This is a genomic window from Dysosmobacter sp. HCP28S3_G4, from assembly GCF_052065175.1.
Classification (GTDB): Bacteria; Bacillota; Clostridia; order Oscillospirales; family Oscillospiraceae; genus Oscillibacter.
The window spans coordinates 1-21,483 of the sequence record NZ_JBQHUP010000031.1; the positions used below are offsets into that span (position 1 = coordinate 1).

The 21,483-nt window shown below is 61.7% G+C and carries 15 protein-coding genes; 2 read left to right on the forward strand and 13 right to left on the reverse strand.

Annotated features, from left to right (window positions below; translation table 11 throughout):
• Nucleotides 1–7,302: phosphodiester glycosidase family protein (locus tag ACTNBU_RS08415; protein ID WP_441032750.1), on the reverse strand; the 7,302-nt coding region annotated here is incomplete at its 3' end.
• Between the two features lie 11 nt (nucleotides 7,303–7,313).
• Between ACTNBU_RS08415 and ACTNBU_RS08420 the strand changes: the two genes are divergently transcribed.
• Nucleotides 7,314–7,481: a hypothetical protein gene (locus ACTNBU_RS08420; RefSeq protein WP_441032753.1), complete on the forward strand. Its 168-nt coding sequence runs from the start codon at nucleotides 7,314–7,316 to the stop codon at nucleotides 7,479–7,481.
• Between the two features lie 44 nt (nucleotides 7,482–7,525).
• Here the strand turns inward: ACTNBU_RS08420 and ACTNBU_RS08425 are convergent, their stop codons facing one another.
• The 10 genes from ACTNBU_RS08425 to ACTNBU_RS08470 form a co-directional block, all read right to left on the reverse strand.
• A complete protein-coding gene (locus ACTNBU_RS08425) occupies nucleotides 7,526–8,929 on the reverse strand; it encodes an S-layer homology domain-containing protein (protein ID WP_441032755.1) in 1,404 nt (467 codons plus the stop codon).
• A 701-nt stretch (nucleotides 8,930–9,630) separates the two neighbouring features.
• Nucleotides 9,631–10,776 (reverse strand): (R)-2-hydroxyglutaryl-CoA dehydratase subunit beta, encoded by a 1,146-nt coding sequence (gene hgdB / locus ACTNBU_RS08430; protein ID WP_441032757.1) that lies wholly within the window; start codon nucleotides 10,774–10,776, stop codon nucleotides 9,631–9,633.
• A 3-nt stretch (nucleotides 10,777–10,779) separates the two neighbouring features.
• The gene (hgdA, locus tag ACTNBU_RS08435) at nucleotides 10,780–12,228 is read right to left on the reverse strand and encodes a (R)-2-hydroxyglutaryl-CoA dehydratase subunit alpha (RefSeq protein ID WP_441032760.1); all 1,449 of its coding nucleotides are present in this window, start codon (nucleotides 12,226–12,228) and stop codon (nucleotides 10,780–10,782) included.
• A gap of 63 nt (nucleotides 12,229–12,291) precedes the next feature.
• Nucleotides 12,292–13,077, reverse strand: a complete 786-nt coding sequence (gene hgdC / locus ACTNBU_RS08440; protein WP_441032763.1) for a (R)-2-hydroxyglutaryl-CoA dehydratase activase HgdC — start codon at nucleotides 13,075–13,077, stop codon at nucleotides 12,292–12,294.
• A gap of 88 nt (nucleotides 13,078–13,165) precedes the next feature.
• Nucleotides 13,166–14,962: an acyl-CoA carboxylase subunit beta gene (locus tag ACTNBU_RS08445; RefSeq protein ID WP_441032766.1), complete on the reverse strand. Its 1,797-nt coding sequence runs from the start codon at nucleotides 14,960–14,962 to the stop codon at nucleotides 13,166–13,168.
• Nucleotides 14,963–15,055: 93 nt separating this feature from the next.
• The gene (gene gctB, locus ACTNBU_RS08450; protein ID WP_441032769.1) at nucleotides 15,056–15,886 is read right to left on the reverse strand and encodes a glutaconate CoA-transferase subunit B; all 831 of its coding nucleotides are present in this window, start codon (nucleotides 15,884–15,886) and stop codon (nucleotides 15,056–15,058) included.
• Nucleotides 15,887–15,907: 21 nt separating this feature from the next.
• Nucleotides 15,908–17,005 carry a CoA transferase subunit A gene (locus ACTNBU_RS08455; protein ID WP_441032772.1) on the reverse strand — a complete coding sequence of 366 codons (1,098 nt, stop codon included), beginning with the start codon at nucleotides 17,003–17,005 and terminating at the stop codon, nucleotides 15,908–15,910.
• A gap of 134 nt (nucleotides 17,006–17,139) precedes the next feature.
• Nucleotides 17,140–18,303: a sodium ion-translocating decarboxylase subunit beta gene (locus ACTNBU_RS08460; protein ID WP_441032775.1), complete on the reverse strand. Its 1,164-nt coding sequence runs from the start codon at nucleotides 18,301–18,303 to the stop codon at nucleotides 17,140–17,142.
• Between the two features lie 15 nt (nucleotides 18,304–18,318).
• Nucleotides 18,319–18,753 (reverse strand): biotin/lipoyl-containing protein, encoded by a 435-nt coding sequence (locus tag ACTNBU_RS08465; protein WP_441032778.1) that lies wholly within the window; start codon nucleotides 18,751–18,753, stop codon nucleotides 18,319–18,321.
• Between the two features lie 62 nt (nucleotides 18,754–18,815).
• Nucleotides 18,816–19,100, reverse strand: coding sequence for an OadG family protein (locus ACTNBU_RS08470; RefSeq protein ID WP_441032780.1), 285 nt, complete (start codon nucleotides 19,098–19,100; stop codon nucleotides 18,816–18,818).
• Between the two features lie 386 nt (nucleotides 19,101–19,486).
• On the opposite strand from ACTNBU_RS08470, the gene ACTNBU_RS08475 reads away from it, so the two are divergent.
• The gene (locus ACTNBU_RS08475) at nucleotides 19,487–20,338 is read left to right on the forward strand and encodes a helix-turn-helix domain-containing protein (RefSeq protein ID WP_441032783.1); all 852 of its coding nucleotides are present in this window, start codon (nucleotides 19,487–19,489) and stop codon (nucleotides 20,336–20,338) included.
• Nucleotides 20,339–20,649: 311 nt separating this feature from the next.
• Here ACTNBU_RS08475 and ACTNBU_RS08480 read toward each other — a convergent pair whose 3' ends face one another.
• The gene (locus ACTNBU_RS08480) at nucleotides 20,650–21,120 is read right to left on the reverse strand and encodes a YfcE family phosphodiesterase (RefSeq protein ID WP_441032786.1); all 471 of its coding nucleotides are present in this window, start codon (nucleotides 21,118–21,120) and stop codon (nucleotides 20,650–20,652) included.
• Nucleotides 21,117–21,443, reverse strand: coding sequence for a hypothetical protein (locus tag ACTNBU_RS08485; protein ID WP_441032789.1), 327 nt, complete (start codon nucleotides 21,441–21,443; stop codon nucleotides 21,117–21,119). Before ACTNBU_RS08485 ends, ACTNBU_RS08480 begins: the two co-directional genes overlap by 4 nt.
• Nucleotides 21,444–21,483: the final 40 nt, after the last annotated feature.

The window sequence follows — 21,483 nt, forward strand, 5'->3', positions numbered from 1 at the left end:
GGGAACCGTGGGCTCGGTGGGTTCAGTGGGCTCAACGGGAACCGTAGGCTCAACAGGCTCGGTGGGCTCAACGGGAACCGTGGGCTCGGTGGGCTCGGTGGGTCCGACAGGGACCGTGGGCTCAGTGGGCTTGGTAGGCTCAACGGGAACCGTGGGCTCGGTGGGTTCAGTGGGCTCAACGGGAACCGTAGGCTCAACAGGCTCGGTGGGCTCAACGGGAACCGTGGGCTCGGTGGGCTCGGTGGGTCCGACAGGAACCGTGGGCTCAATGGGTACCGTGGGTTCAACAGGCACCGTAGGCGCGGTGGGAACCGTGGGAAGCGTGGGCTCAGTGGGCTCAATGGGTTCGGTAGGCTCAACAGGGATGGTGGGCTCGCTGGGACCGGTCGCGGGATAGGCCTCGTCCAGCACGGCGATACGGGTCTCCATCCAGGAGATCATATCCTCCACCACGTCGTCGTAGGTGGTACCGTCGGGCCACAGGTGCTTGGCGTTGTTGGGATTGCCGACTCTGACATAGGGCCACAGAATGTAGTTCATGTCCGTGCTGTCGGCGAGGCGCTGGGCGTTGTTGGCCAGGATGCCGTTGCTGCCGGTCAGCTCCAGAGCGGCGGTGCGGAACGTGTCATTGTAATAGTCTCTGACAGCGTCCATGAAGCCGGGGATCTGGACCAGAGCGGTGGCCAGGTACCGGGCGTTGATGAACTCCAGATCGGGGGACACATAGCCGGACCAGCCGGTGCCGGCGGTGCACTCCATATCCCACACGGGGCCGGCGTACATGATGCCGTCCACGTCCTTATAGAAGTAGAAGGAGGAATAGAAGCCATCCACGTTGCTGGCCAGCTCCTCCAGCAGGTACATCTGTACCAAGGAGGTCAGGTCGCAGTACTCATAGTAGTACTTTCCGGTCTCCTGGTTGTAGCCGGTGTGGTTTCCGTCTTCATCTGTGGCGTACACAGCGTTCTCGAACTCCTGATAGTACTCGCTGATGTACTCCATAGCGTCCTTGCCGCACCACTCGGGGCTCTTCACGTTGAAGGACGCGCCCTGGGTGGTATTGAAGCCGCTGGCCTCGTCATAGCCCGGGACGTTCAGCTCCAGCAGATAGCCGCCGGTGATGTTGTCCGGTTCGGTGAGGCCCACGGTGTACTGGTAGGTGCCGCCGAAGCGGTTCTGGGCGGTGGCGGTGGTCTCATCGTCGCCGTAGCCCTCGTTCACGCCGGCATAGGCGTCTTCCATGTCGGTGATGTCCACGGCGGTGCTGCCCACGGAGTTCTTCTCGCTGAGCAGGTAGGTGCCGCGGTATTCGCCGTCATAGTAGAGGTCCACCCAGTCGCAGCCGGGCACGTAGTCCATGCCCAGTTCATCGGCCAGGTCCTTGAAGGTCTTGTCGTGCATCTGGGTGGCGTCGAAATAGCCGGCCAGCAGCACCCAGGTCTTGACCTTCTCGCCGCCGCCAATGAGGTCCGTCTTCTTGTCCAGCTTGATCTGGTAGGACTTCTTGGGAGAGTTGGCGAAGGTGGTGTTGCCCCGGGCCTTCACCTGGGTCAGAGCGTTGTCGTAGATCACCGTGCCGTCCTCGTCCACCAGCTTCATCTGTGCGGTGGTCTCGTTGGACTTGCTGGCATCCACGAAGTCTCTGCCCTCGTCGGCCGCGTCGTCACTGGTGATGTAGAGGGCGGAAACATTGGCGGACTGCATCACATACAGCGGCATGGCGCTGAGCTGGCCCACGGCGACCAGCATACGGCCGTCTTCGCCGCCGTTGATGCCGGCCACGTCCACGATCCCGGCGAAGCCGTCCATGGTCACGCTGCCGGTGCTGCCCGTCAGGGTGATGGCGCCTTCGGAGGTCTCACGCATAGTGAAGGTCAGGGACAGCTTGCTCAGGTCCGCAGAGGCGGGCAGGAACAGGTAGGTAAGGCCGTCCACCGTCTGCACCGGCAGGGTCATGCCGGAGACTTCCGCGGAGATATCCGCGATGCAGTCCTGGGTGGTGAGTTGCTTCTCGGATTCCGTCACGGCGGTGACCACGGGAGAATAGTGGGGCGCGCTGTACGCCACGCCGTCCACGTAGGTGTAGCCGTAGAGACGGAAGGAGTAAGAGGTGTCAGGCGTGAGGCCGGTGACGGTCAGCTTGTTCTCAGTGGGATAGGCGAGGACAGACCAGGTGGAACCGCCGTCCTTGCTGATCTCCACACGATACTTGGTAGCGCCCTTGCTGGCGGTCCAGCTCAGGTCGATGCTGCTGCGGGTGACTGTGCCCACCGTCACCGTCTTGACCACGCTGGGCGTAATCTTGTAGTTGGCGGAGATGACACCGTAGTAGTCGCCCACGCCGGTGATGGTCACGGTGCCGATGCCGACGCTGCTGTTGTTGGAGTAGGTCACGTAGCCGTCGCAGTTCACCTGGCTACTCTTGATGGTCAGCTTCTCGCCGTTGTAGGTGGCGGAAACGGCGGCTCTGGGATCGTCCATGGTGGCATTGTAGACCTTCAGCGTCGCATTCGCGATGTCTCTGCCCACAGTGCCGCACTTGGTGCAGACATGGTCGTCATCCCAGTTGTGGCCCTCCGGCCACAGGGCCGCGCTGCTCTGCTTCGCGCCGCAGACCAGGCAGGTGGTCACCAACGCGCCGCTCTTGGTGCAGGTACGGGTGTCCACCGTCTCCGTCTCGTGCATGATGCCCTCGTCGGAGAAGTGATAGGTGGTGGTGCCGATGGTGAACCAGCCGGTCTTGTACTGGCCGGCCACGAAGTACATCTTGTTGGTCGTACCCTTGACGGTCAGCCAGCCGGTGAAGTTCAGGGCCTCGGGGGTCTCCGCGTGGCCGCAGCGGCCGCAGACCACCTTGCCGTTATCGTACAGCGTGTAGTCGTGGCCATCGCTGCACGCGGACTTCAGGGTGACGCTGTCCAGGATATTGCCGCCGTTGGCGCTGTCGTAGGCGGTGATGGACAGGGTGCCGTCCTTCGCCGTGACGTACAGCATCATGCCGGTGTACTTCTGGGTCGCCATGGCATACTCGAAATCAGAGGTGATGGCGTAGTTGATGTCTCTGGACTTCTCGCCCAGATCGCCGCAGATGAGGTAGACAACGCCGTTCTCCTCCACCTTCTCGCCGCCCTTGAGCATGGGCGTTCTGGCGTAGGAGTGGTCATGTCCGGAGAAGACCACGTCGATGCCGGCTGCCTCCGCGGCGGCGGGAATGGCCTTGTTGAAGCGCTCGCTGCCGCCGGTGGCGTTGGTGTAGTAGGGCGGCTGATGGACCGCCAGGATCTTCCACTGGCAGCTGCTGCCCGCAGCGTCCTCAATCAGCCACTGGCAGGCCTCGGTCAGGTCCGCAGAGTTGTTGAACACGGCCACGTAGACGCTGCCGTACTCCACGGAGTAGTAGTCCCGGCCGGGGAGCTGCAGCACTTCGTTGGCGATGTCGCCGGACTGGTTGCCGTAGTACTCATGGTTGCCCAGGGTGTGGACGATGTCCGTGGCGGGATAGCAGGAACCGAAGGCCTCCTGCATCTCCTCCCACATGGCCAGGTTGGCGCCGTTGTCCACGTAGTCGCCGGTCTGCAGACCGAAGTCCACGTCCTTGCCGTCCAGGATGGCGCTCAGGTCCTGCATGATCTGGAGGGCCTCCGCGTCGGTCTCCACATTGCCGTTCATCTGGGTATCGCCCATGACGAAGAAGGACACGGCGGAGTCGTCAGCGGCGGAGGCGGTGCGGAAGGTGCCGCCGTCGGACCACTTGGTGCCATCGCCCACCTGGAACTCATAGGTGGTATCGGGGGTCAGGTCGGTGATGCGCACGGTGTTGACCCGGGCGCTGTCCTTGCTGACGCTGAAGGAGGTCAGCGTGCTGGTGCCGGCGGCCGTCTGCCACTCGCCGTCAGAGCCGGCCACGCGGTACTTGGCGTAAGCGGCGGCCGCTGTCCGGACGGGATCGCCCAGGTAGCTGATGCTCTGGGTGTTGGAGCCGTTCTCGGAGGCGTTGAGGTGGATGCCCCGGTAAGGCGTCTCATCGCTGAAGGAGTTGGCCATGACCGTGGCCTTCACGGCCTCTGCCACGCCCTCCGGTCCGTCGGCGGACAGGGTGTACTCGGTGAGGGCCGTCATGCTGCTCATGGCGTCGGTCTCCAGGGTGCCGTCGGTGCCGGTGGTGCCGATGGCCGTGCCGTTCAGGTACACGGTGACGCCGGAGGCGGGGGTTCCGTCCTTTTTGAGGACGGTGATGGTGCTGCTCTGGCCCTCCACCTGGATGCCGGGCTTCAGCGTGTAGTACGCGGACAGCGCCAGCTTGGCGCTGGGCAGCGCCGCGGTGTTGGTGTTGCCCTCCGCGTCCACATAGGTGATGTTGGAGGGAGTGTAAGTAAAGGCGTTGACGGTGGTGTCCAGTCCCTTGTCGATGTGGAAGGTGATCTCCGCCAGTTCCTTGGTCAGCAGATCATCCAGGCTCAGGGACATGACGGCCATGAGAGGCGTGGCGCTCTTCTGGATATGCAGCGTCAGAGCGGCCTTCTTGTAGCCGGTGGATTTGTAGGTGTTCTCCACGATCTTCCAGCCGGAGGCAACCGTCACGTCCGGCTTACCGATATCGGCGTTGAGGTTGGAGAGGGTGACGGTCACTTCCTGAATGTCCTCAGTGGACACGATCTTCAGGGTGTAGTCGCCGCCCAGGGGCACGAAGCCGTCGCCCACGATGGAGACGGTGGAGGTGGCCTCCTCATCGCCGTTGTAGACGGTGAAGCCGCGGCTCATCTCCGCCGCGTTGCCGAATTCGTCGTAGACACGGACCGTCACCACATGGTGGCCGTTGGTCAGCACCAGACGGCTGACAGAGGCGTCCGCAGCCTTGTCGGCGGTGACCTCCTGGCCGTCGATGAGGATCACGGTGTCGTTGGCGCTGATGCCGGACTTGTTGGCGCCGTCCACATCGTGGTATCTGGTCTCGATCTCCACGGTGTTGGTCTCGATGGTGGTGCTGCCGTCCGCACTGAGGGCCTGGCCGTTGACGGTGATGCTGTCCACCATGGGGTTGTCCAGGTCGTCCAGGTTGGTGCCGTAGACCACGCGGTAGTTATCGTAGTACAGGGAGCCGTTCTTCCGGCCCTTGTACTCCGCGACGCCGCCGGGCTGATAGGACAGCCAGAACAGGCCCTGGCCGGGGATGATGCTGATGGGATGCTCCGCGTTCTGATTGTTGGCGAAGAAGTCGCTGACATCCGCGTAGCAGTACCGCCAGCCGGTCCAGTCCGTCTTGCTGGTGATATTGCCCTCGCTGGTATCGCTGGTGTCGCCGTTCTTGGCGTGCAGCAGCTTAAGGTTCTTGGTGACGTAGTCAGAGCCGTTCCAGACCATCAGATCCGCATACATGTCGTATTCCCAGGAGCCCTCGGGAACATAGACCCAGACGCCGATCTCCGTGGGATAGCCCTCGATCTTGATCTGTTCGCCGCAGTAGCGCAGATAGAAGTTGCTGTTGGAGGAGCCGTTGTAGGAGGAGTAGTCGTAGTTCAGCTCCAGGGAGTAGTCGTCGAAGCGGACGTGGCCGCCCTCCTCCTCGGTGGTGGTCTTTACGGCGCCCACGCCGTAAGTGGTGATGGAGTTGTTGGGCCACAGATAGAAGGTGTAGCCGTTGGCCCGGAAGATATCGGAAGCGGGCACGGAGCTGTCCCAGTTGCCGGTGAAGCGGTAGGGCGCTTCCAGGGTGGCGTAGGTGGGATTGTCCGTATAGGTGCCGCTGGTGATGACGGTGATGGGCGAGACATTGCCGACATAGCCTTCAATGGTGCCGTTATCCACGAAGGTGCTCTTGCCCCAGTGGTAATGGGCGCCGGTCAGGGGACCGTTCTCGTCCGGTTCGAAGTCCATCAGGACCACGGGCATCTTGCCGATCTCCACGTTGATGGAGTCGGAGAGGCTGGCGTCATAGGTATAGGCGGCGGTCACGGTGCCGGTGAGGGTGGTGGTGCCGCCGGCAGCGGTGAACAGGTTATCGGCAACGGAGCCGATGGTGTCATCGGTGTCGGACGCAACGGTCCACTGGAAATCGCCGTCCTTATAGTTGATGCTCCGTCCGTTGCTCTTGACCGTCAGGCCCAGGTCGGACTGGGCGCCGAAGTCCAGGGAGATGGAGTCGCCGGTGAAGTACAGCTCCGTGATATCAGCGATGGTGACGGTAGTGGAACCCACGACTGCACCGTTGTAATACAGCTGGGCCGTCACGTCGCCGTGGTAGCCGTCTGCCGGGGTGAACAGGCCATCTTCGCTGATGGTGCCGCAGCTGTCGTCCGCCAGCGCCCAGGTGACGCCCTCGGGCAGGTCCGCGGGGCCGCCCGCCGCGTCAACGCCGGAGGCGGTGAACTGCACGGTGCTGTTGGGGGTGTACAGCTGGTTGTTGGGCTCCACGGAAGCGTGGTCGAACACACCGTCCTGATTGGCGGTGGAGACCAGCAGCAGCGCGCTGGAAACCGTGCGCTCCACGCCGTCAGAGGGGCTGTTGCGCACTTCCAGGGTGCTGGTGCCCTCGCGCTTGGTGGCGATGGTGGCGGAGCCGCCGCCGTCCAGATAGATGGCGTCCTCGACGCCCTGCTTCTGGAGGTAGCAGGCCTGGTCATAGATGGTCATGCCCACGGAATAGGGGTACTGGCGGCCGTCGGCCACGAAGGTCACGACAGTGCCGTCCTCCTTGATGCCGATGGAGTTTCTGGGCATCAGATCCGCGTTACTGGCATCCACTGCCACCTGGCCGTTGCGGACCAGGAAGAAGGGGCCGGAAATGGCCTCCTGCACGTCGGAGCAGTCCGCCCCGAACTCGCGGATGGCGTAGCTGCCGTCCTTCAGAACAGCGAAATACGGCTCCTTGGAGCTGCCGTTGTTCTTCTGAACGACGTTGCCCTCCATGATGAGGTAGCCGAGAGGCTGACCGGTCTGCATGTTGTAATAGTCGCCGTTGGTGGCCGCCAGCACGTTGCCGCCGGTGGCCCTCTCATAATCCTTCGCCTGGTTCGTGGAGGACTCCAGGCCCCAGGTGAGATTGCTGGCGCTGTTTTTCCGGCTGTCCAATGTGCTGCCGGCGGCATAGTAGCCCTTATAGGAGGCCTTGAAGGTCACCTTTGCTTTCGGGCTTACCGTCAGCATATAGCCGGCGATCTGGGCATTGCCGCTGGACTCGTTCAGGAACACGTCCGTCTCGGTCACGCCCTGGGTCAGCGTATAATCCGTCTGCTCGATCAGGATCTTGCCGTCAGGAGGCGTGACTTTTTCGGCTGCCAGCGCGGAGGGGGTCAGGAGCGTCAAAAGGAGACTGCATGATAGCAGAAGCGAAAGCGCTTTTGTCGGCTTGGAAGTCTTCGTTTTCATTGCTGAACAGTTATCCTTTCCAAAGTCATCGTGTTGTACAGAAAGGGGCCGAGCATATTTTGTTCGGCCCCCTCCCTTTCATGATTCCGGATATTCAATTGCCGGATGCTGTGTGATCTGAAAACACCGCCGGGACCGATTACAGCTCCCTGCCGCCGTCTCAGATATTGCCGCGATACAGGAACGTGACGATCTGGCCGCGGGTGCAGGCGGCGTTGGGGCTGAAGGTGGTCGCAGTGGTACCGTTGGTGATGCCCTTTTCAGTGGCCCAGATCACGGCGTCAGCGCAGAAGGAATCAGCGCTCACATCGTTGAAGGCCAGAGAGCCGGTGACGGCAGGAGATTCCTCATAGCGATAGAGGAAGGTCACCGTCTGACCGCGGGTCACCGTGGCATTGGGTGCGAAAGCGGTCTCGGTGGTGCCGTTGGTGATGCCCTTCTCCACAGCCCACAGGACGGCCTCATAGTAGTAGGCGCCCTCGGCCACATCGGTGAAAGGATTCTCCGCAGCGGTGGGTGCGGGAGAACCGGCATTGCGCCACAGGAAGGTCACCATCTGCGCACGGGTGCAGGACACGCCGGGCTCGAAGGTGCTCGCGGTGGTGCCGTTGGTGATGCCCTTCTCCACGGCCCACAGGATGGCGTCATGGCAGTAGCTGTCAGACGCCACGTCGTCGAAGGGATTGGCGGAGTCGTCCACCCACTTGGCGTACACGGTCATGCTCTTGGTCAACTTGACAGAGGTGACCTTGGCGGTCAGCGCACTGTCAGAATACCAGCCAGCGAAGTCATAGCCGTCCTTGGTGGGGACATAGTCGGACAGGTCGATGGTGGTGCCGCTGGCCGCGGAGACCGCAGAGATCACGGAACCGCCGTTGGTGTTAAAGGTCAGCTTGAAGCTGGAGCTGGCGGAACTGCCGCCGCCACCGCCACCGCCGCCACCGCTGCTGCCGCCGCTATAACCGGGATCGCCGGGAGTGGTGGGCTCAGTCGGAGTCGTGGGCTCGGTCGGAGTGGTCGGCTCGGTGGGAGTCGTCGGCTCGGTGGGAGTCGTCGGCTCAGTCGGAGTCGTGGGCTCGGTCGGAGTCGTGGGCTCGGTCGGAGTCGTGGGCGCAGTGGGCGTCGTCGGCTCGGCCGGAGTCGTGGGCGCAGTGGGCGTCGTCGGCTCGGTCGGAGTCGTGGGTGCAGTGGGCGTCGTAGGCTCGGTCGGAGTCGTGGGCTCGGTCGGAGTCGTCGGCTCAGTCGGAGTCGTCGGCGCAGTGGGCGTCGTGGGCTCGGTCGGAGTCGTAGGCTCAGTGGGAGTCGTAGGCTCAGTCGGAGTCGTGGGCGCAGTGGGCGTCGTCGGCTCGGTCGGAGTCGTGGGCGCAGTGGGCGTCGTAGGCTCGGTCGGAGTCGTGGGCGCAGTGGGCGTCGTAGGCTCGGTCGGAGTCGTCGGCTCGGTGGCCGTGATTCCAGTCGGCACTGTGGACCCGGTGGCAGTGGTATCCGCAGCCAGTGTCGCCGTCGTCAGCAATGAAAAGATCATTGCGAGAGTTACCAGCACCGACAATGCGCTTCTCTTCATGTACGAATTCCTCCTCTTTTGTTTTTACAGTTTTGGAGATCAGACATATGTCAGCCGTCTCTCTTCTACCCTGAGACAGACCTCCGCCAAATGCGCCAGCATCTTTTCCGAGGAATCTGAACTGCCGGCAGCGCATTGGTTTCTGGCAGACGAGTTTAGCTCGCATCGGCACCAGCGGAAACTTCTGGTCAAACGGACCGCGGACAGCCCCTGCCGGGACTGCGGCCGGTCCAACGACCCGATATCCGGACTGCTGCTTGTGCTGACGACTCCATCACCTCCTGCGCTCCAGTGCGGGCACACGGCAGCCTGTCCCCATCTCCAACACCGCCGTTCATTTGTGCAGGCCGGACGCTCCCATGTCCCTGGGAACTGCCCTGAAGCAGTCCTTCCGGCAGGAGAAGCTTCTGCTGTACAATGAACGAAAGAAGCATTCTGCCGCCCTGCCAAGACGTCAAACGACAAAACACCTCTTAATAAAATTCATTATAGCAGGTCGGCAACTTTTTTCAAGGGTATGAATGGTAAAGCATGGATTTTTTTATCATAAAAGCGCGGTTAAAAATCCCAACATTTGTGCAGTGTTTTCCGGCGCCGGAAGACACCCGAAAACGCAGGATCCCCCGGCCTGCATTTTGCAGCAGGCCGGGGGACTTTTTTTATGGAACGGCAGGCGTTTCCCGCCGGAGCTCCGCCGGAACTCAGACGCTGAGCACGTCGGCGAACGCCTGGATGGCGGTGCGGGCCTGACCAAAGTCGCGCATCTGCTGGTCGATGCCCAGCTTGATGTGGGGCACGCCGGCGGCGTCCAGTGCCTTCTTCAGATACGGATACTCCATCTCCTCGGGATCGCAGAACTGCTGCATGAACAGCACCAGACCCTGGGCGCCGCTCTCCTTCACCAGGTTGGCCACGAACTCGCCGCGGCGGTTCTGGTTGGACTGGGGATCGTACAGCAGGACCTCATAGTCCTGATCCCGGAACTGCATGGCCAGGGCCTTGATGCCGTCAGCCTCGTCCTCGGGAGCGTCGGTGCGGAAGGCACGGCTCTCGTGGGCCACGTCATCGGCAGCGATGGCGATGTTGTTCTCCTCAAAGATGGACAGCAGGGCGGGGTTGTCGCAGATGATGCCGCTGGTGACCACCTTGACGCCCTTCCAGTCGCAGACAGGCAGAGCGGCCAGTTCGGCGTTCAGGGCCTCCAGCTTGGCGGTGTACTCGTCCTTCAGCATGAAGAACGCGGCCTTCAGAACGGCGCTGCGCTTGGTGGGAGTGATGACGTCGCAGTGGTCGCTGGCCAGCTTCACGAACTCCCGGCGGGCGGCGCGGCTCTTGTTGTAGACCTTGATGGCGTTCAGGATGTCGTCGTTGGCGATCTCATGACCGGCGATCTTCTCCAGACCGGCCTTCACGTCGTTGTACTGATCCATGCAGAACTTGATGCCCCAGTCGGCGAAGCGGTTCTGGGGATGGGCCAGGAAGATGCAGGGGATCTTCTCACCGATGGCCACACGGAAGTTCTGGCTCATGGGGCGCAGGGTGTCGCAGATGGTGGGGGTGATCAGACCGTCCAGGCCGTCCATAGTGCCGTCCAGCAGCATCTCCAGCGCCAGCTGGGCGATGGTGCAGTAGAAGGTGGCGCAGTACTCCTTGGCGCGGGAGATGGTCTTGGTATTGCTGCCCCAGATGCCCATGGGCACCATGCCGGCGGCGTAGACCAGCTCCTCGGGAGCGTAGTAGGGCAGAACGCCGATGACCTTCTTGCCCTCGGCCTTGTACTTGCTCAGCTGACCAGCGGGGCTGGCAGCGATATCCTGAAATTCTTTTACGATCGTCTCAATGCTCATGGTTTAGCCCTCCTTCGCAGCCTTGTTCTTGGCGTTCTGCTCCATGGCTTCCACCAGGCCCTGGACACGGGTCTCATACTGGGCCTCGTTGAAGTTCCGGGGATCGGCCTGGTCGCCGTCGAAACCGGCGCAGGGCACGCCCAGATCGTCGGTGAAGCGGCGCTGCATCTCGGCCATGTAGCCGGACCAGGGCTTGCAGGAGCGGTTGTAGTGGACCAGCACGCCGTCCACCTTATTATCCCGGCAGATGCCCTCACGCCAATCAACGCCCTGCTCGATGCAGACGCTGTTGGGGGCCTTGTAGTAGGCGCGGGCCATGCCGTCCAGATCGTCGTAGACGAAGCCGAAGGCGGGGGCGTACACCACGGCGGTGACGTTGACGCCGTTGGCCTTCAGGGGCTTGAACAGGTTGGGCAGCTTGGGCCAGCAGGGGATGCCCTCAAACATGACGCGGTACTTCTCGGGGAAGGGCGTGGTGGAGGTGCCCTCCTTGATGGCCTGCTCCAGATCCTTCTCCAGCAGCTCGAAGGCCTCGGCGGCCTGGACCTTGCCGCGGGCGGTGACGATATCCGCCATGTGGTTGAACAGATCGAAGCCGCTGTAGGGGGCGGGCTTATACTGCAGATAGTCGCAGACGCGCAGCCAGGCGCTGGCGGTGCGGTTGGCGTTGGCGCAGGCGCGGTTGAACTTCTCCTCGTCGAACTTCTTGCCGGTCAGCTTCTCCAACTGATGGATGGCGTTGTCGAACTGAGCGCGGACATAGGCCACGTTGGAGTCGTGGACTTCCACGGTGTTGTTGTAGGGGATATCGATCATGATCAGGGGGATGTTGCACATACGGGCGATGTTCTCATACCACTTGGTCATGCAGTTGCAGATGTTGTTGCAGCACAGCACGAAGTCGGGCTGGGGGATGCGCATCTGACGGTAGGGCTTGATGGAAGCCCAGTATTTGTCCTTCAGGGGACCGTCGGGCAGGGCCTCGATCTCATGAATGTCCACCAGCACGGTGTAGGGCTTCATGGTCTTGGGGTCCTTCTTGGGCTTGCCGGTGGCCTCGTCGATGATGACCTTGCCGTTCTCGTCCTTCATGGGCTTGCCGCTGTTGGGGTCAATGACGTCCTCCAGGGTCTCGGGATCGAACTTGTAGGCGGCGCGCTTGCCGGCGGCGTAGGCCAGAGAGATACGGGCGTAGCCGCAGATATCGTTGTCGAAGCCCAGATCCTCGGCGGCCTGGCACATGATCTCGCCGTCGCGGTTGGCGGCGATGCCGGCGGCCTGGTTCTCGGGGTACATGACGTTCAGATCAAAGGCCTCCGCCAGCTCGCAGGGGAACTTGGAGCTGGACCAGCCCACCAGTTTGCCCTCGGCCTTGGCCTGGCGCGCGTCGGCATGGACGTCGTCAACGACCTTCCGCAGCGCCTTTACGCCGGGGCTTACTTCCTTAGCCATAATGAAATCCTCCTTATCCCTAATCAGAAAATGGATAATTTTGCATTGTTGAAACTGTTTTGCTTATTTTGACGCCTTGGCGTAGGCGAACAGGGCGGCGCCCAGGGCGCCGTTGTACTGGGTCAGGGGCGAGACATGGATCTCGTGGCCCAGCTCCTCCTGGAGCGCCTTTACCACGCCGGCGTTCTGTGCGACGCCGCCGGTCATGACCACGTCGTCCTGAACGCCCACCCGGTGGGCCAGACCCACCACGCGGGCCGCCACGGAGTGGTGGATGCCCTTGATGATGTCGCACTTGTCCGTGGCCTGGGCCAGCTGGCTGATGACCTCGCTCTCGGCGAAGACCGTGCAGGTGGAGCTGATGGCCACGTCCTTGGTGGACTGGGCGCTGAGCGTGCCCAGATCCGCCACCTTCACCTCCAGCACCCGGGCCATGACGTCCAGGAACCGGCCGGTACCGGCGGCGCACTTGTCGTTCATCTGGAAGTTCACCAGATTGCCGTTCTCCACATGGAGAATCTTCACGTCCTGGCCGCCGATGTCGATGACCGTGCGGACCTTGGGAAACAGAAAATAGGCGCCGCGGGCATGGCAGCTCAGCTCGCTCATCTGCTTATCCGCGATGTTCTCCAGGGAGTTGCGGCCATAGCCGGTGGCCAGGACATAGTCCATGTCCTCCCGCTTCATGCCGGCGGCGGCCAGCACCTCCTCGATGGCCCGCTGGGGACCGCTGGTGCCGGCGCCCACGGAGATCAGGGACTTGGCGACGATCTCCGCGCCGTTTTTCAGCATGACGCACTTGGAGGCCGTGGAGCCGATGTCGATCCCCAGGGTGTAGATATCCTTCATAACGGGAAATTTCCTTTCGTTGAGGGGGTGTATACCCTTTCAGGCGCCGGAGGCCGGCGCCTGAAAGGAATCCATATTGGGTATCAGCTTACTTCTTCAGGCCGTTGATGCGGTCATAGTCCCGGATGACGCGGGGCAGCAGCATCTGATGGAACGGGCAGATGGACTTGGGATTCTGATAGGCCGCGTCCGCGAAGGCCACGATGTAGTCACGCAGCTTGGGCATATCCACGATCTCGTCCACCATGCCGCTCTTGGCGCAGTGGTCGGGCTTGGAGGTGTCGATGTAGTGCTGGATCAGCTTGTTCATCTTGTCGATGGTGGGCTGCAGGTCCTGACCGGCATCCTGCTCCTTCACCAGACGGCGGGAGTACATGGCGCCGGCAGCGGTCTTGCCGTACATGACGTTGATCTCGGTGGCAGCGGTGCCCAGAGAGAACACGTTGTTGTCGTTGCCCTGGGGGCCGCCCAGCACGTAGTGCGCCGCCGCGGTGCCCTTGCGGAGGGTGATCTCCAGCATGGGCAGGTTGGTGGACTGGATGGAGTAGATCAGGCTCTGGCCCAGACCCAGCAGCTCGGCCTTCTCGGCCTCGTTGTCGACGTCGATGCCGGTGGTATCCTGGATCCACAGCATGGGGATGCGGTCACGGTTGCACAGGGTGACGAACTCGTTCATCTTGATCAGGCCCTGGCGGTACAGCTTGCCGCCCATGCCGATGGCGCCCTTGCCGCGGTACTCGGGATAGTCGGGGAAGCCCTGCATGGCCAGAACGCCCTGGCGGTTGGCCACGACGCCCACCAGCAGACCGTCGATCTTGGCCAGGCCGGTGATCATCTCGGGACCGTAGTTGGCCTTGTACTCCATGAACTCGCCGCCGTCAACCAGCGCCTTCAGCACGTTGTACATATCATAGGACTTACGGGTGTTCAGGGGGACGATCTTGTACAGGTCCTCGCCCACCACGGCGGGAGCCTTGGGAGTATCCACCCGGAAGAAGTCCAGGTTGTAGGCGGGCAGATAGTCCATGTACTTCTTGATGGCGTCCAGCACGCCCAGTTCCTCGGAATAGACCTCGCGGAAGAAGCCGGTCTCGTTGTAGTGGATGGAGACGGATCCGGGAGGATCGTTCTTCATCTTGCGGGTGGCGTCGATCATGCCCTGAGCGCCTTCCATGTCCACGTAGGGCTTGGAGTCCATGCCGCCCACGATGCCGGCGCCGCCCACGGCCATGTTGGCGTCCTTATGAGCCAGCAGGATGGTGGGGCTGATGGAGTGATAGCCGCCGCCGGCGGGGTTGGTGCCGTAGATGCCGACGATGACGGGGATGCCCATCTGGTTCAGCTCGGAGTTGCGATAGAAGGGGGTGCCGCCGCCGCGACGGTTGGGATAGACCTTCTCCTGCTCGTCCAGCTTCACGCCGGAGCAGTTCAGGATGTAGATCAGGGGGATGCCCAGCATCTTGGCGGTGTCGCTGCCGCGCAGCAGGTTGTCAGCCTGACCGGCCACCCAGGCGCCGGCCATCTTCTTGTTGTCGGAGGCGATAATGACAGCCCACTTGCCGTTGACGCGGCCCAGGCCCTTCACCAGGCTGGTGCCGATGATGCCGATCTTCTGCTCGTCGTTGTCAGCGGGGTTGTACAGGCTGTTCAGGGGGCAGAAGCTGCCCTCGTCCACCAGCGCCAGGACGCGCTCCATGGCGGTCATCTGGCCCTTCTTGTGGATCTTGTCATCGGGGACACCGGCGGCCAGCATCTCGGCCACCTTGCCGTGGAGTTCTTCCTCGATCTTCTTCAGCTCAGCGACGTTTTCGGCACTGTCGCTGTAGTGGGAGCCCTTCAGAACCGGCATGGCCTGAAAATAGCCAGGCATAGAATAATTGCCCATAGGTAATTACGCTCCTTCCAATTTTTTATATTTTCGGTGAACAGCCTCCGCTCTCCCGAAAGAGAGCGGAAAGCTGTGCGAGGAACAGGAGAATTACTTGCTGATGATCTCCATGCCCTTGAAGTCCTTGGCGATCTTAATAAAGGCCTGACCGGGATCGATCTCCTCGCGGATGACGCGGATCAGATCATCGCTGGGGCCTTCCATCAGCTGGGCGCGGGAGACGTCGATCTCGAAGCCGGTGTTCTCCTGGACCATTTCGGGAGAGGAGAACGGATAGTAGTAAGCCAGATACATCCGCTTGGTCTCCTCGTCGAACTTCATGATGCCCAGATCGGTGACCACCATCTGAGGACCGCGGTTGCCGGGCAGACCGGCGCGCTCACGGCCGCCGGGGCCGTCCATCCAGCCGCAGGAGGTGATGTAGTCGATCTTATCCATGAAGCGGCGCTTCTGATGCTGCATCATGATGATGGTGTTGCAGTAGGTGGCGATGCCGTTGGCGCCGCCGGAGCCGGTGAAACGGGTGGTGGGCTGCAGGTAGTTGCCCTTACCGTAGATGCAGGTGGAGTTGACGTTGCCGTAGGGGTCGATCTGGGCGCCGCCGATGAAGGCGATCATACGGTCCTCGTCATGCAGCCACTCATTGGCCTCGAAGCCGATGAAGCGGATGTTGGGCCACTGCACGGCGCAGTGGGCCATGAAGCGGTTGTCACCCACGGAACGGGGGACCTCAATAGGGTTGCAGTCCATCAGGCCGCTCTCCACGATGGGATGGCAGCTGGGGCAGACGACAGCCTTGGCCAGAGAAGCGCCGATCAGGGGCAGACCGGTACCGACGATGACGATCTGGTTCTCCTTGATGTTCTTGGCGATGGCGTAAGCCTGCATTTCCTGTTTGGTATACTTCGTAAATTCAGCCATTTCTCATGTTCCTCCTACCGATTAGTGTCTGGTAGAGTAGCCCAGATGGGGCTCATTCTTCAGATTCATCAGGCGAGCGCCGCCCAGAACGTCCAGCAGAGCGTCGTGATCCGCGCAGTTGTAGACGTACTTGGCCAGGAAGTCCTTGAAGGTCTCGGGGATGGCGGTGCCGTTGGCAGCGTCCTCGGCAGCCTTGGCGGCCTTGGCGGCGGCAGCGGCCAGCTTCTCGTCACCGGGCTTGGCGTCGGCGGCCTTCTGAGCCTTGGCGGCGGCCTTGGCCAGCTGGGCCTTGGCGTCCTCGGCGTCCTGATACTTGGAGGCCTTGTCGTACTCCTTCAGGCCCTTGTCGTCGTCATCATAGTAGTTGTAGCACTGAGCGGGCCATGCGCCGTAGGGAGCACGGACAACAGCGCTCACGCACTCGCCGAAGATGCGGGTCAGAGTGGGATCACGGCGGATCCATTCGTCGCTGACGATGTCCTCGCAGGTGACGATGACCTTACGGGCGGCCACGGCGATGTCGATATCGTGGAACTCGTCGCCCTCGATGATGCAGGTGCCGTCGGGAGAGGCCTTCTGCACGTGGATGATGGCGGTGTCAATACGGGGAACGGGAACGGCAACGACCTTGTCGCCGGCCTGGAAGGGGTTGTCGATCTCAACGCACTTCAGATCGGGGACCTTGTCCATGGTCTGGCGCTTCTCAGGGCTGATGCCCCACTCGGTCATCAGGCTGGAGCCCTGCATCAGCTTCACGGGCAGGAAGGGCAGGCCCAGGGACGCGGCGTGCAGCATCAGCATCAGAACGTCCTGAGAGTAGTCCTCATAGGTCAGCTTGCCCTGCTCGATGAAGGCGCGGAAGCGGCGGCTGACGTTGGTGTAGCCGGAGTTGGCGGTGTAGCAGTTGATGTACGCCTTGACGCGGCCCTCACCGATCAGCATGTCGATATCGCCGCCGCCAGGGCCGGCGAAGGCGACGAAATCGCCCTGACCCTGACGCAGGATCTCAGAAACCGCGGCGTAGGGCTTGCGGTTGGTGGTGAAGCCGCCCAGTGCCAGGCAGTCGCCGTTTTCGACATACTTGGCGACGGCGTCGTGCAGACTCATTACTTTGTTCACAATAATGCCTCCTGTATGTTTATCTGTACAATTTGGAATGCCTGTGAAAAAATTCAGAGAGCTCTGAACTCTCGCTTTTCATGCTCCGCCGGGGCACGCCGAAAAAAGGCGTGTCCCGGACAGGGTTATGAAAATCAGCCGAAGAAGATCAGGAAGAAGCCGGCCGCCACAGCGGAGCCGATGACGCCTGCTACGTTGGGGCCCATGGCGTGCATCAACAGGAAGTTGGTACGGTCGTATTTGGCGCCCTCGTTCTGGGCCACACGGGCGGCCATGGGAACGGCGGAGACGCCGGCAGAGCCGATGAGGGGATTGATCTTGCCGTGGGTGATCAGGCAGAGGATCTTGCCGATCATCAGGCCGCCCAGAGTGCCGAAGCAGAAAGCGAACAGGCCCAGGGCAATGATGGCCAGGGTCTGGGGCTTCAGGAAGATGTCGCCCTTGGCGGTGGCGCCCACGGACAGACCCAGGAAGATGGTGCAGATGTTGCACAGAGCGTTCTGAGCCACGTCGCTGAGACGGTCCACCACACCGCTCTCGCGGAACAGGTTGCCCAGCATCAGCATGCCGATCAGGGGAGCGGTGTCAGGCAGCAGCAGGGCGCAGATGGTGGCCACCACGATGGGGAAGATCACCTTTTCGGTCTTGGAGACCTTGCGCAGCTGCTTCATCTTGATCTTGCGCTCCTTGTCGGTGGTCATCAGACGCATCAGAGGAGGCTGGATCATGGGGATCAGCGCCATGTAGGAGTAGGCGGCCACGGCGATGGGGGCCACCAGCTCAGGCGCCAGCTGGTTGGCGGTGTAGATGGCGGTGGGGCCGTCGGCGCCGCCGATGATGCCGATGGCGGCAGCCTGCTGGGGAGTGAAGATGTGCTCGCCGCCGATGGTGATGGCGTTGGCCACCATGAAGGCGATGTAGATGCCGAACTGGGCGCCGGCACCCATCAGCAGGCTGATGGGGTTGGCAATCAGGGGACCGAAGTCGGTCATGGCGCCCACGGCCAGGAACATCATGCAGGGGAAGAAGCTGGACTTGACGCCCATGTACATGACGCCGATGATGCCTGCCTCATACCAGTGCTCCACTTCATAGAAGTAGGAGAAGGTGCCTGCCAGAGGCAGGTTGGACAGGAAAATGCCGAACGCAATGGGCAGCAGCAGCAGCGGCTCGAACTTTTTCACAATGGCCAGATACATCAGCACAAAGGAAATTGCGATCATCACTGCGCTCTGCCAGTTCAGCGCCGCGAAGCCGGACTCCGCCAGCAGCGCGGTCAGAATGGACAGAAAATTCAAGGTGCGCCCTCCTTATCAGCCCAGCAGAGCCAGAACCTGATCGGTAGAGACGGCGTCGCCCTTCTTCACGTTGATGGCCTTCACAGTGCCCGCCTGGGGAGCGACCACTTCCACTTCCATCTTCATGGCCTCCAGCATGATGATGCACTGGCCGGCGCTGACCTGCGTGCCGACGGGAGCCTTGATGTCCAGCACGGTGCCGGGCATGGGAGAGGGAACGGGGGTCTCGCCGGCGGCGGGAGCGGCAGCGGCAGGAGCGGGAGCCGGAGCAGCCGCGGGAGCGGGGGCAGGTGCGGGAGCGGGAGCCGGAGCAGCTGCGGGGGCAGGAGCGGCTACGGGAGCGGCCACGACGCCGGTGGCGATCTCCTCGCGGGTCATCTGATGGAAGGGAGAGACGCGCTCGACCTCGACCTCATACTTCTTGCCGTTGATGGTAACATTGTATTTCATGATGATTCATTCCTCCTGAGTCTTTCACACAAATTTTTTTGTTGGGGGATCGCGGGGCGGCATCACACTTCGCGGATGCCCTTGATCACCAGCTCATTGGGGTCTGCATTCAGCTCCTCGCAGATCACGGATGTGATGATCGCGATCTTTTCGCTGGCATCCTCCACTGCCGGAGCTGCCGCTACAGGTGCGGGCTGCTTGCTGCCCTTTCCGCTGACGGCGCCGGCTACCTTCGCAAAGATCAGGATCACGATGGCCAGGAACGCCAGCATCGCAAACACGATGAAGAAGCCCATGACAGAGGTCAGCACAGATTCACCCACGGTCATTGATGTACTCGTCCACACAGTCTCACCTCCCATTTCACGGCCCAGGCCGGTACCGGGGCCAAATATCGCGCAGGGGCGCAGTATGACTCCTTGTAGTTGAGTATACCATACAACGGAAGCCATGAATTTCTGCGTCTTGCCATTTTGTTTGCATATATTGTTAATTTGGTGGCAGCAAGATACGAGAAAAGGCAGCGACTTTCACAAAAGGTCCACCATCGTTCCCAACAGCCTGACAGCGCCGTATGCCATGGGCGGACAGCACTGTTAAGAAACCGACAAGAATCCGGATATCCGCTTTTTCTTCAAAAAAAGTTGACTTATTTTGCTGAATGGTGCAAAATAGAAACGGTCCCGCAATATCTGCTACTTTTCACCGGGGCCGGGAAAGGAGGCAGCGCATTTTGCAGCGTGAGGATTTCTCCATCAGTCTGAACCAGAACGAGACCTGGCATATGGATAAGCTCCATTTCCATGAGAGCGTGGAACTGCTGCTGTCCCTGTGCGACGGCGGCGATTTCTTCATAGGTCAGGATATGTATCCCATTCAGAAGAATATGCTGTTCCTGCTGGACTCGGCGGTGCTCCACCGCACCGTCCATGAGCGGACGGACCAGCCCTACCGGCGGTACATCATGCATATCCTCCCCACCGCTCTGGAGCGGCTCTCCACTGCCCAGACGGATTTCACCCGCAGCTTCCGCTGCGCCAAGACCTGCACCGTGCTGGACCCCCAGCAGATGCGGGAGCTGACGGAGCTGTTCCGCCAGCTGGAGAACGTGCCGGGCCCGGAGCGGTTCGGCGGCGACGTCCGGCAGAACATCCTGCTGCTGGAGCTGCTGCTGAAGCTCTGCGACATCTGGCAGGCGGCGGAGACGGAGTCCGGCATCGTGAACCCGGATTACGAGCGGGTGGCGCCGGTACTGCAATACATCCAGGACCATTTCACGGAGACCTTCACTCTGGACGATCTGGCCAGACAGTTCTCCATCAGCAAATATCACCTGTGCCACATCTTTAAAAATGTGACAGGCTTCAGCGTCATGGAGTACGTCATCCAGCGGCGGATCATCCTGGCCCGGGAGCTGCTGCGCCAGCCCATCTCCGTCCAGGAGGCGGGAGAGCGGGCGGGCTTCCAGACCAACTCCCACTTCATCCGCACCTTCTCCGCCTACACCGGCATGTCCCCCAAGCGTTACGCCCGTCAGTACCTCCAGAGCGCCAAGCTCACCAATCTAACGGAGAAGAAGAGCTGACAGGGCCTCCCGGTCCCCCATTCAGGCAAAACAAATGCCGCCCCGTTGGGGCGGCATTCCAGCTTGTCGAAAAACCCTGTCTGAAGGAAAAGAGTCCTTTTTTGCAGGGGGAGTACGAGGGGGCGGGAGCCCCCTCGTGTTGGATTGAATGCCTGCAAAAAGCCTGTGTCAGCAGGCGTTTGCGCCGCGCAGCGGCAGCTTTTCGGCCCGCTGCGCGGGCAGAAAAGCGAGGCATTGTGAAGGCTGTCGGAAAAGTCTATGGACTTTTTCGACAGCCTGAAATGCCGCCCCGTTGGGGCGGCATTCTTCGTTCACTCCAGCACCCGGATGCCGCCGGAGGGGGCCTTTCCCTCCTCCAGCGTCACCACCGCGTAGGTGGGTTGGCGGTAGTCCCCGATGCTGCCGGGGTTGACGAACTGGGTCCGCCCCCGCCAGTCCCACAGGGGACGGTGGGTGTGGCCGAACAGGAACAGGTCCAGCCGCTGCTCCTCCGCCGCGTATCCGGCGGAGATCAGGGACTGCTTCACGCCGTAGGTGTGGCCGTGGCAGATCAGCACTCGCTTGTCCTCCAGAAACAGCAGCCGCTCCGCCGGCTCCATGGGGCGGCAGTCGCAGTTCCCCGGCACCTGCTCCAGGGGGATCTCCGGAAACAGGCGGTGCAGCTTCTCCCCGTCCCGCCAGCAGTCCCCCAGATGGAGGATCAGCCGGGGCTGGGTCAGATCCACCGCCCGAACCATGTTTTCCATATTTCCGTGGGAATCGGACAGTACCAGAATCTTCATTTCCGGATGGCCTCCTTGGGGTCCGGCAGCGGATCCGGTCCCTCCGGCGGCAGGCCGTTGGCCGCCGCGAAGGTCTCGTACCGCTCCTGGAGCCAGTTCTTCAGCGATTCCACGCCCTCGTCGTCCCAGGAGAAGTCCCGCTCCTCTTTATCCTCCGCCAGCTCATAGCACACCCTGGAGTACACGGCGGCGTGGACCTGATTGTTGTCCCCGTCCTGGGCCAGGCGGAACCGGAAGTCGTTCCACAGCGGACCCACGGAGCCGGTATACACATAGGCCCGGTGGAGCCACGCCGGGGTCAGCCGGGAAAAGATCTCTAACATGGACGTCTCTCCTTTTCGCATCTCGTCTCTTTCGCCTGTT